The following is a 12,185-nucleotide window of genomic DNA, read 5'->3' on the forward strand; positions in this document are numbered from 1 at the left end:
GACAACGGGACACCGGACAGCGGACGGGACAGCTCCTTCTGCGGAGTTATCGATGCGTGTCCACTAAACTGGGGGAACTCCAAGGTGTCAGTTGGAGTCGGTGTCCTGTTTAGTTGAACTGCGATATTGTTCGATTCCTCGCTTGATGCCTGGCATATCCTTCGGACTAAATATTCGTTTGTGGAGGTTTTGAATGTTAGAGAAATCAATATTATCTGGCTCTTCTACTATTAGCTTCTTATCAGCCGAAAACTGGCTTACTCCTTTTCCAGAAACAGCATGCAAAATATATTCTGCAAACAACAAAAACCAAGCCCACTCATCATCATTTCTCGTATACCTAACTTTGTTTTTATCATCAAGAGCGAAGACATAAAAAAGCTCAATACAACGATAGGAGTCTTCTTCATGACTACTTAACAGCGCTAAATAAGAGCGGACTAGAGCACAAAATATATTTTCCTCACGAGCAAATTTTGATGATTTTACGATATATTTATATGCGGATTCATAGTCCCCTTCAGACAGCCTTCCAATCGATTTAAATAAATAAATTCGATAGAACATTCTTCGAATAAATAAATACATAATTTCTATTCACTCTGTTTCATAGTCTCAAGAAGACGTTGCAATATATCGAGAGCATTCTCATTCCAACTCCTACGATCATTGGCTCGCCTGACGCTATCTCGAGTTGCCTCCATATTCCTTACCAGTGCGGCATCACCATGTCGCGCTCCCACCATAGGAGTTCCTGCGTTACGCTGAGCAGCTCTTTCCACGGCATTATCAAACGATACGAAGCGCCCATCTTCGCCAATCACTCGCGCGGCTCGTTCCGAATACCGTAGCCCCTGAACATCGCCAGATCTTATTAAATTAATGGCTGCACCCTGGTCACCAAAACCTGCCTGAACACGCAGCATAGTATTGTCAATATCCAATTGCGACAGCTCGAATCTGTTCCGTTGGGTGCTCGCACTTCCCTGCCCCATTTGGATAATACTCTCTTCTAAGCGCGTCAGAGTTGAAGAAGTTCCTTCCCTAATTCCTCTTCCAGCTGCGCGAATGCCTTTAGCAGATGCATTAATTCCAGCTATACCGGAGGGAGCGACGGCCAGTGCAGAAAATACTTCTGCTACGGCTCCTGGATCACCCGATGCAAACTGTTTTGCCCCACCGGAGGCAGCATTAGCTACACTCGTTGCTGCGCTGGCCGGATCCTCCATCACGATCTGAGCTGTTTCAACACTCGACCCTATGAAATTAGTTATGTCACTTCGGGTTTGCGTTAGATCTGCTCGACTTTCCTGCGCCCATAGGCTTGTACTACCTTCCTCAGCGACAATATCAGTTGCCAAGTTTACACCTTGATTCAAAACCTCTACGCCAGCCCCCATAATATCGAGTAGACCAGCGCCCAACCCCATGGAAGCAGCTGAAAAGACATTCAAGCCATTATTTTCGAGCTTGCCTGCTGTCGCTCTAGTCTCGTCAGCCCAATCTCTTAGGCCTTGCGCCGTCTCATTGAAGACAGGTGCATTTCCATCCGGATCGATATAAACCGTCGGATTCGCATAGGCGTAAAGGTATTTGTTGAGCGAAGGCGCAATGGTGGTATCACCTTCCCACGGATCCTGACTCAGGAACCGCCCGGTATCCGGATCGTAGTACCTTGCCTTGGCATAGATGAGGTTGGTTTCTTCGTCGTGCTCATGGCCGGTAAACCCGAAGCGGTTCCAACTTTCTCCGCTCTGATGGCGCTTATGGCCCCAGGCGTCGTAGCTGTATCTTGCTTGCACACTGCCATCGGGCTTGGTGAGGGTGACCGGGCTGCCCAGGGCGTCGAAGTGGTAAAACTGCAGGCCGTTGTCCAGGCTGTTGAGGCTGATCAGGCGGTTGCCGCCGTACTCGAATTTGGCCAGGGTGGCGCCGGTGTCGTCGAACTGGGTCAGTACGCTCTGGTCGTCGTAGCTGTAGCGTTCGATGCCCCGGGCGCCGTCTTTTTCGATGCGCAGGCCCCGGTAGTCGTACAGGAACTGACCCAGGGTGGAGCCGCCGGTGGTGACGCTTCTGAGGTTATCCCGTACGTCGTAGACAAAGTCGGTTTCTACCGCCGCCTTGGTCTTGCCGGTCTGGTTGCCGTTGGCGTCGAAGTTGTAGGTGACGTTCTGCGCCGGGTCCAGGTTGTCGTCCACCGCCGTTAGCTGGTTGCGGCTGTTGTAGCGGTAGGTCTTGTCCGCAATGGTGGTGGCTTCCACGTTCAGGGTGGTTTCGCCGGTGCGGTTGTAGGCGGCATCGTAGTTGTAGATCACGGTGGTGCCGGTGCCCACAGGCACATCCGGGTAGGTCACCTGGGTCAGCCGGTCCAGGTTGTCGTAGGCGTAGGTGGTGACTTCTTCTCCACGGCCATTTTCTTCTTCCTGGCGCTCGCGGTTGCCGTGGGCATCGTACTCATAGCGGTACTCAGACACCTGGGCGCTGTTCTGGCTATGGGTGATGGTTTTGGTGCGGCCCACGTTGTCGTACTGGTAGGCCATCACCGCATTGCCGGGGTAGGCCACCGTCCGGCGCAGGCCGGACTTGTCGTAGGTGTAGCTGGTGGTGCCCTGCAGGGTGGTGACGGTGGACACCCGGTTCAGCTTGTCGAAGGTGTAGCGGGTAACGTTGAGGTCCGGGTCGGTCAGTTGGGTGCGGTTGCCGTTGTTGTCGTAGGCGTAGCTGGTGACCTTGCCGAAGCTGTCTTCACGGCGGATGAGGCGGTCGAAGCGGTCGTAGGCTTGGGTGGTAACGCGGGTGTCGCCCACCGTGTCGGTCTCGGTGATGGTGACAACGTTGCCGTTTTTGTCATAGGCCGTGGCCACCTGGAGGACTTCCTGGGCCAAGGGGGTGATGGGCGTGAAAGACCGTTGGGTTTCCCGGTTGAGGGTGTCGTAGTCGTAACTGACGACGCTGCCCCTGGCGTCGGTCATGGCCTTGAGGTTGCCGTTGCCGTCATAGGCGGTGTATTGCTCCTGCTCGCCATCGGCGTAGGTGACGGACACCAGGTTGCCAACGGCGTCGTAGGCCATGGCGGTGGTCTGGTTCAGGGCATCGGTATGGCTGGTGCGCAGGTCCAGGTAGTTATGGGTGTACAGGGTCTGTTCGCCATTGCCATCGGTGACCGAGCTCAGGCGGTCGGCGCTGTCATAGCCGTAGTGCCAGGTGTGGTTGGCGCTATCGCCCGGATAAGTCGCGGCCAGGGTGTCGTTGTAGCCACAGGTTGCGCTCTCGGTGCTGTTGCCCTTGGGCTTGGTCTGGGCGATGCGGTTGCCGTTGCCGTCGTAGGCGTAGGTGGTGGTCTGGCCTAGGTTGTTAATCGCGAAGATCTGGCGGCCACGGACGTCGTAGCGCCAGTTGGTGGCGCGGCTCTCGGGGTCACACTCGGCGGTGCGGTTGCCCATCCGGTCGTAGGCGTAGCGTGTGAGGGACGACTCTTCGCGGCTCAGTTCGATAACGCGATTGGCGCTGTCGTAGACCCGCACAGTGACGTTGCCTTTGGCGTCGGTTTCTGTCACCAGGTTGCCGACTTCGTCGTACTCGTTCTGCAGTATGACCAGATCGTTGCGTTCCACCCGGGTTTCGCGGTTGAGCACGTCGTAGGCCCGGGCGGTTACGTGGCCCTTCTTATCGGTTTCTTTGGTGCGGTTACCCACCAGATCGTACTCAAAGGCCATGCTGTCGCCATTAGGGTCGGTGGTGGTAACGCGGTTATCGAGCTCGTCGTAAGTGTGGGATGTGGTGTTGTTACGTTTGTCTTTGACCCACAGCAGGTTGCCCACGTCGTCGTAGCCGTAGGTGGTGGTGTAGCCCAGTGGGTCCGTTTCGGTCTCTTTGCGGTTCAGCAGGTCGTAGGTGTAAGTGGTCTTGGATACCCGATCACCGGCCGCTGTTTCACGGCTTTGGGTAAGCAGGTTACCCACCAGATCGTAGGTGCGCACTTCCCTACGGTTCTCCGGCAGGTTGCGTACACGAAGCTCATTCAGTGCGTTGTATTCGCTGGTGGTGACGTTGCCGTTGGCGTCCAGGCGCCGAATCACGTTGCCGTTGGCGTCGTAATCCCGGTCTTCAAGAAGGCCGAGCAGGTCTGACTTGGTATCGAGCCGGTTCAGCTCGTCGTAGGTCATGGTAACCAGGTTGCCGTTTGGCCAGGTTTCCCGGGTGCGGTTACCTACCTTGTCGTAATCGTAGGCATAGACTTCGCCGCTGCCTGCCGGGAATTCCCGGCTTGTCAATCGGTTCAGGGCGTCGTAGGTCATCACCTCGGCAACGGTGCGGCCATTAACCTTGCGGGTCAGGTTGCCGGCGTTGTCGTAACTGAAGTAGGTTCGGCTGAGGGCACTTCCGTAGTCAGAAGAGAGGGTTTCCTGAATCTTGCGGTCAAGCTCGTCGTACCGGTTTTCCGTGAGGCGGCCGATCGGATTGAGCTCTTCAATCAGGTTGCCATTGCCGTCAAAGCTACGGGCGATTCGCCGGTTCGGCGATCCGTTTACAATGCGCTCGGTAACAATCGGGCGGCCCAGGCCGTCAAATCGGGTGACTGTCTGTCGGCCCAGCGCATCGTATTCGGTGACGATTTTACCCAAATCGTCACGCACCACTTTGCGGGATTCGTTACCGAGCGCATCGGTCACCAGGGTCAGCCGGTCGAGGTTGTCGTACTGGTATGCCTCATACCGGCCAAGGTCAAAGTCTTTCCTTGTGAGATTACCAACCCCGTCATAAGACTTTCCAATCCGGCGTTCGTTGCCCTCACCATCGGCTTTGGTAACGGCTGTTTGCCGGTTGGCGGCGTCGTACTCGTAGTAGGTCCAGTTTTTGTCCGCCAGCCAGTCGGATTCCGCTGTCAGGTTGCCATAGGCGTCGTACTGGTTCTGCTTGGTAATAAAACCACCCGCGAGGCTTTTACGGATTTCAGTCACCTGGTCGCGCGCGTTGTACTCCCAGAAGGTCTGGCGCCCCTCCGGATCTTTTTGCGACAGGCGATTGTCTTGTGCATCGTAGGTGAAGCTGGATTCGCCGCCTTCGGCGTCGGTCATACCGATCATCCGGCCGAGGCCGTCGTAGCGATAGGATGTGGTGGCGCCCCTGCCATTGGTTTCAGAGGTTTTCAGCCCGAGGACATTCCACTCGGACTCGTCGCAGCAATACAGGGCGTTGGCAACCGTTGCGACGTAACCGTGGGGATCGTAGGTGAAGGCCCGGACATTGCCGTTACGATCTTTATGATTCAATCGGTCCCCGTTGGAGGCATAGCTGAAAGATTCACCATAGCCACCCGGGTGGCTGATCGATGTCAGATTGCCAGCCCCGTCGTATTCGTACTTGGTGGTTTCGCCGTTCAGCCCGGTTTCTTCGGCAACCCTATTCCGAATCCTTGTGTCGCCGATTACCGCGTAATTGCGAGTGATCGGCGGCATACCCTCGGTTTCCTCGGAGAGGACATTACCCCATTCATCATGAGTAAAACTGGTGGTAATACCACGCTCGTTCGTGCGGGAGGTCATCACTACGTCATCGGGTGCCCAAGTCATCGAGACTGTGCCCGCTGGCCCTGCAATCGACAATGGCGCTCCGTACTGGTCCAGCACGTAATCCTTTACGCGGCCGCTTCCTCGATTGACGCGGGCAGTGAGATCCCCGGTTCTGGTGCCCCGGTCGCCGTAGGTGAAATTGATGACCTCGTTACCCGAGACAGGCTGGTGCCTGGTAATCCTGGTAACAGCCGAGATCGGAACCGCAAAGCTGCTGGTTGACCGAACCAGAATGTCCTGGATGTTGTACTCGTACTCAACCTGATGTCCGTTGGGTGTGGTAACGGCGTTCAGGTCGTTGAAGTATTGAGGCTCTACGGCAAAGAGTGAAAGAGCATCGTAGCGGTAGGACTCAACAACCGGTTCACCACCGCCCTGTTTCGTTGATTTGATCAGGCGACCGTGATCATCGTAGTCAAAGAGAAGTTCTATGCCATATGGCGCCTTGATCCGAGTGATCAGGTGATTGTTCAAAAACCGGAAACCGCTTGGTTTGGGCGCATATTCAAATTCAAGAGCGCGCCCGGACGAATCTTTAACGACCATCAACCGGGGATCGTTCGCTGCCGGGTCGTAGCCCAAAGCCAGGGTATTACCATTGGTGTCTTCTACGTAAGCCAACTGCCAGCTTCGAGCGTTAAAACGATACTTTTCATAATGATACCGGGTGCCGTCTTTCGCCGTAAAAACCCAGCGGTCACTTGCGTCGACTCGCTTCAGGTCACCGTGAAGCCCTTTTTGCGGTCGATAGCCGCCCTGGCCATCGGGGAAGTAACGCCCGCCACCGATTCCACCGCTGATCGCAACGGCGCCACAGCCGATGTCACGAACCTGGGAATCGAAGTTGTGTCCCCAGGCAGCACCAAGGGTGCTGTTTTGACGGTTGTTGCTTGAGTAAAAGCGCTGGAATTTGAGGTCTGGTCCCCGGCTCTTGATTGAAAGGTCCGTCCTCGACAAGAACAAATGGCCATCAAACAAGTCGACGTTTTCTTCAATGGCGTGACCAACGGGCAAGTTGGATTCGAGGTTGTACTGAACCGCCACATAGCCTTCTACCTGTTCGGTGTGCCCGTCCAGACTGGAGACGGTGCTCATGGTGAACCGATAATAACCCTCGTTCAGCGTTGATAGGGGCAAATCTATCTCGTGCACGCCTTTGGCGAAGTCCACGTCGGTCACCAGGTTTGTCGTGATGCCTCCAAAGGGACTGGTGAGATCAACGGTAACCGTTGCGGGGTGGCTCAGTCGGAACACGAAATCGGTGCTGGAATCGCATACCCACTCGTTCATCAGGTCAACTTCACGCCTGGCTGCGATCAAGCCATCCTGCCTTGGGAACAAAATGGTCTTCTGGGATACCGGAATGGGATAGGGGTCTGATGCAATCTCGAATGTCGAGCCTCGATTGAACACCAGTCGTGCGGTGTACTGTTTTTCGGTATCAATTAGCAACCCTGAGGGCAGTCTGGCCACCTGGTGCGTTGCATCGGCCTTGCCCTCATCAACGGTAGTGCCAATGAGTTGGTCGTCGGCATAAATATAAACCCGACGATTGGGGTCTGAATAGCTAGGTGGCAAAACCGTGTGGAACAATTCAAGCGATCGCTCACTGATATTGTTTGCGTCCAGTTTGAATCCTTCGGGCTGTTGATGGGCAACAATCTGCGGCTCAATGCCGTAGCCCAAGCCTGCCAGGCCACTGAAAGGCTGATCTTCTCCAACAATATCGCCACTGACGAGAACCCGGTTCAGGCCGGGCTGGTTTCCCATCTGAAGGCGCATCTGGTATTGGCCCGGCTGGGTCTGAAGCAGGTTAAACGCCGAGCCAGACTCGACTACCTCGCCCGATTCCGGGTCTCTCTGATTGACGGTCAGGGCAGGTGTGCCCTCAAAGCTGACAGGTTCCAGTTCGTACTGGTACTGAGTTCCATCCGGCGTGTCGAAGCCGGCCGAGCGATCGTATCGGGACAATGCAAACTTCAGTGGCGCGGGATAGAGCTCGCCCACCTTGGCAGAGGCTCCAACGCTTCCGTCCGCAGCCATCTGATAGGCAAATTGCAATCGGATCTCTCGCGCACTTGCCGCTGCCACTTCATTTGAAACCGTCTTAGTGATTGAACCCGCCGATACGTGCCAGCGATATACCACGCCAGATTCAGAGCCATTGAACAGGTAAGTCACTGCGCCGTATAAGGGAGAAGACAAGGTCGTGCTGATGCTGACACCGCAGTTCCAGACGGACGGAATAGCAGGACATGTATCCAGGCCATCCCCGGCCACTCTGGAATTCAGGCTCCCGGCTTTGAGCGCCCGGGAAGGTGAGCCGGTCGAAAACGTTACCTCTACATTGCTGATGGGGTTGCCGAATTCATCAACAGGCATGACCCTCAGCGTGTCTGCCCAAGCCCCTGGACGATTTGATAGACCGTCAGACAGAAGGTTCAAATCAGCCAACTCGCCCGCAGTGGTGTATACCGTGAATGGTGATTGGAGAGCGGCCTTTTCATGGCTCGCCGTTACCGTGTTGTACGAAACCCGTTCCGAGAACACGAGCTTCGGGTCAGTTCTCCGGAACAAGGAGCTTCGCCCCGTATCGGTGCCATGGACAAAGGCAACGGAAGCAATGCCGTTGTTGTCTGTAATCACCGTGACCTCATCAAGGTCCGCTCCGGATTCCGGATCTTCGGGATCAACCAACCGCAAACCGCCGAGTTCCCGTTTGAACACCACGGATGCGCCTACTACCGGGCGCCCATCCACAGTTTGTGCCAGAACCTTCAGCTCTTCGCCCTGTTGACCGGCGGCGCCAGTCTGGACATCCGTGGAAGGTATCATTAGCAGTCGTGCAACGAGATCCGTGTTGGTTTCCGGGGGCTCGGAATATTCGTTTATAAGGGCATTCTTGAGACCCTCGGGCCATGCAATGGAGGCGGACTGACCGCCCGCAATGCCGCCCGACAAGAAATATCCCTGAGCACCTGTAGCCGTATCGGTAACCACCCAGGCCGAACCCGTCCAGTTTTCATAGGTAACGGGAGAAACCGGAAGGTCAACCTGATACCCGAGAGACAGCCACTCCTGCACTGCGTCCACCACGGGCTGCGGGTGTGAAAGGCTGGAAAGCTGCGGAGAATCTGGCGCAACGAGTGAGAGCACGTCCAGGCCCTGCCCTCTTGCAACGGCAATGGCTTTATCCGCAGAAACACTGGCTACGGTGAAATCCGACTCAAACTGTGCGTGCTCCAGGAAAGATCCCTGTAGAGCGCTCAGTTGTCGGAACTGTTGCGCAGAAAGCGCACTGGCGGTGGCAGGCATCACCTCGGAAACCCGGAACGCGGCATCCATAGTGACGCCATGCCAGTTGATTAGCTGGGGAACACCGAGGACACGATCCACCGAGAGATTTTGACCCACGAAAACCAGTGACGGTAATGGTTTGATCAGAACCTGACCCGACAAAGCTGCGAGCTCGGCTTCGGTTTGGTCCCAGGCTTTGAGGTAACGCAGTGCGGACTGGCTGAGTAGCTGGGCAGCAAGATATTCGGTATCCCCTATCAGGTTTTTTTCACCCGTTTGCGTTACCTTCTGGGCACTCACAGCAAGTGCTTCATAACCACCGGCCAGAATATTTTTGACGACTGTCTCTGTGTGATAAGCCGAACGAATCGACACCTCCAGGCGTTGCCAGGCGGCCATATCAACAGGCTGTTCGGAGACCGCAACGAGCTTTCCGGCCACCTTGATTTGTGGTCGTAATTTAACGAGGCCTGGTGGAACCGCATCCAGGCCGCCAAAGCTGTTTACCGTGTTGTGGTCATCAGACGATGCTGGGAGGTAAGAAATTGTTACTCTGCGGCTTGCCAGCTCAGACACGGGAATGGAGGCTTCCAATACCGGGTCATCAATAGCGTTCACTGACGAGAACACCCGGAACTCGAGCGTTTGCAACCACTGCGCCGAGAGTTCCGATTCTTCTTTTGTTATTGCCACCACGGGAGTCTTCAGACTATTTGGAAGGTAGCGTAACGGCTCCTGCTCTATGATTCGCGAGCCCAGTTGGGCCTTGTAGCTTTCCCCGGCCTGGGCAACGGTCTGCTCCACCAGAGCACGAATTTTCGCGAGGGGAGAATCCGTTTGAATGGAGTTAAAATAGGAAGCGGATATCGCCGCCAATTCGTCTTCAACTGCGCCAAGCACTGCCGTCGGCGCTGTGTACGAATAGGCTTTCTGTGAGGGATCCAGGGGCAACCATAGCTTTCCTGAGCGATCCACCGTCGCACCTCGGTAATTTGCATAGGGCACGTACGCAGACACCCATGTGTGCTCTACTTCAATCGCGTCGATCCGACCGCCTCGCACAATTGACTGAACGGGGACTCCTGAGGCGCGAATGGCTCGGACGATCGCATTGGGATCGTCAATGCCCAATTCGCTGCGGAGTTGTTCGATTTGCATTTCGACAACGCCGTGAACGTAGCGCGAAGGTATGCTGCTTGCCCTCAGCAATGCAATCAGTAGGCTGGCCTGGTCAACCGAGTTGCCTGCGCGTTGTTCAAGGGTGCCCAGCGCTCCCTTCATTGCGCCCGAATACCACTCCCGAGCAATGTTGTTGTGTACAAACTCGAAAATCGCGGCCGGATTATAATTCAACTCCTCGGCAAGCAGTAATACCGCCTCCTGCAGGGGTGCCTGTGAGGTTGCCTGCAGGTCAGCGGCGGTTGGCTCGGGGCCGCTTGGTTGCTGATAACTAGGCGTTTCAACCGGCTCTTTGACCAGCGCTTTCGATGATAGACTCAGAGGGCCGTAGGGAAGCCCGGTGGAACGTATGATCGGCTGATAAGGTGGGTCAATGAGAGCCGAGAGTTCCAGCGCCACCGAACGTATGTTTCGGATCTCAAAATAATTCGTGAAAATCGCCCCTAAGTCCGTTATGACAGATCCGCCACCAACCTTCTCATAGCTTTCGAAAAACGCATCCAAACCCTCAAACAATGGCGAAACCAGGTTGGAATATTGGTCAGAGAACGAATTGCGATCCAATGCGCCAAGTTTATGAGCTTTCTCATCGACTTCATTCAGATAGGACCGGAAAAGCAAGTGCTCAGCTTTCAAGCGTTCATAGTGGGGTTTGAGGAACCATACTGACGCTTGATCCTGCGCCAGCGCTTCTGCCAATTTCGGCAAAAACGCTTGGTAGGACGATGACAAACGAGCCGGTGATTCCGTACGCATCCGCGCATTCGGGGTTGAGACCTCTGCATTCAAGAAGCCCGCGAATTCGGTTACATCGCGACCAGCCAGATAACGTTCAAAATAGGTCTCCCAGCGTTGCTGGACTTCATTATTTGCATGGGCAGGAAGAGAAAAAACAAAGAACAAAAGGAAGGCAACGGCAACAACCATCCTTGGAGCCAGATACAACATGTTTCATTCCGTCTCGGTCCTGCAGATGCAGGAAATATTTTGATTGGGCCACTTCAATTGTTTATTGATTGGCCACAACCCCCAACATAACACTTCCTATGTAAAGCGCGGGATTGGCGAGTTTAATTTGTATGGGTCAGGCTTTCCACTGGATCAAGGATACAAACCCAACAACCTCACATTTATATCAATTATCTCATTCTGCTCGCAGCCACCACGTCGCAAAATCGGAAATTAAAACCCGGTTTTGCAAACTTTCACAATATCGCCCACCCACTACGGGAAGAAATTGCTTTCCTTCAAAATGAGATTTTGCGGATCGTGCGCAAAAACCCAGTCTTCATAAGTCTCAGCATCTTCGAAGTGAGATAAGTTCGACGGAAAGCCTGACTTTTTTATCGGTCGTCCATCACTTTTACTGACCACTCCAACAATATTGCCGGAGGCGTTTAACACCATTCTCCACTCGCCATTTGGCCCGCCCATCGGATCGCCCCATGGTTTCCTCAAGTGGTGGATAGACACAAATCGGGGATCCAGGAGCAAGTCATCAATTGATCTGGGATAACGCCTTGGCGTTCCTGTCTCATAAAAGGACTTTATTGCCCGTCGGTATTGCTCGCCCCTGAAAATCAGCTCTTTCTCCATCGCACGCTGATGAAGTTGCGACGCCACTCTGGAGACAACCGAAGTTGAAATCATAGTGACCGCTATAACCAGCAACAGAATCAGATAGCTGTAGCCACCATGTCTCACGGATTTGGGCGCGGCTATTAACTTTCCCAACTATTAATATCCCTCGCATCGCCTTCCCCACCCGCAGCACCATCGCTTCCATAAGAGATGATTTCATATCCTCCATTTCGGCCCGGCGACCGGTAAACGTATGGGTTCCCCCAAGGATCACTCGGAAGCTCCTTCTGGAGATAAGGCCCATTCCAACCCGAAACCGAAGATGGCTTGTCTCGCAGCGCTCCCAGACCTTGCTGGCTGGAAGGGAATTTCCCCGTGTCGATGAAATAAGCGTCCAGCGCGCTCATGAAGTTCTGAATCTGAGCTTTTGCAACGGAGGCTTTAGCTGGGCTGATTTGTTTGTACAAGGTGGGGCCAACCAGTGCCGCCAACAGGCCAATAATTACCAGCACTATCAATAGCTCCATCATCGTAAAACCGGTTTGCTTTTTCATA

Annotated in this window: 4 protein-coding genes; all 4 read right to left on the minus strand. The window is 54.5% G+C overall.

Features of this window, described 5'->3' with window-relative positions; all coding sequences use genetic code 11:
• Positions 1-87: 87 nt before the first annotated feature.
• Positions 88-588 carry a hypothetical protein gene (locus tag J122_RS11470; RefSeq protein WP_061332444.1) on the minus strand — a complete coding sequence of 167 codons (501 nt, stop codon included), beginning with the start codon at positions 586-588 and terminating at the stop codon, positions 88-90.
• Positions 589-593: 5 nt separating this feature from the next.
• A complete protein-coding gene (locus tag J122_RS11475) occupies positions 594-10,997 on the minus strand; it encodes an RHS repeat-associated core domain-containing protein (protein ID WP_061332445.1) in 10,404 nt (3,467 codons plus the stop codon).
• Positions 10,998-11,273: 276 nt separating this feature from the next.
• Positions 11,274-11,783 (minus strand): type II secretion system protein, encoded by a 510-nt coding sequence (locus J122_RS11480; RefSeq protein WP_061332446.1) that lies wholly within the window; start codon positions 11,781-11,783, stop codon positions 11,274-11,276.
• Positions 11,771-12,184 (minus strand): type II secretion system major pseudopilin GspG, encoded by a 414-nt coding sequence (gene gspG, locus J122_RS22485; protein ID WP_061332447.1) that lies wholly within the window; start codon positions 12,182-12,184, stop codon positions 11,771-11,773. The genes J122_RS11480 and gspG overlap by 13 nt, the downstream gene beginning before the upstream one ends.
• Position 12,185: the final 1 nt, after the last annotated feature.

Origin of the sequence: Marinobacter excellens LAMA 842 (assembly GCF_001574445.1) — a bacterium.
Taxonomy (GTDB): Bacteria; Pseudomonadota; Gammaproteobacteria; order Pseudomonadales; family Oleiphilaceae; genus Marinobacter; species Marinobacter shengliensis.

Bases quoted from the DNA above. Each gene is read 5' to 3' on its own strand.
- J122_RS11470 (WP_061332444.1), bottom strand. From the start codon at position 588: ATGTATTTATTTATTCGAAGAATGTTCTATCGAATTTATTTATTTAAA.
- J122_RS11475 (WP_061332445.1), bottom strand. From the start codon at position 10,997: ATGTTGTATCTGGCTCCAAGGATGGTTGTTGCCGTTGCCTTCCTTTTG.
- gspG (WP_061332447.1), bottom strand. From the start codon at position 12,184: ATGAAAAAGCAAACCGGTTTTACGATGATGGAGCTATTGATAGTGCTG.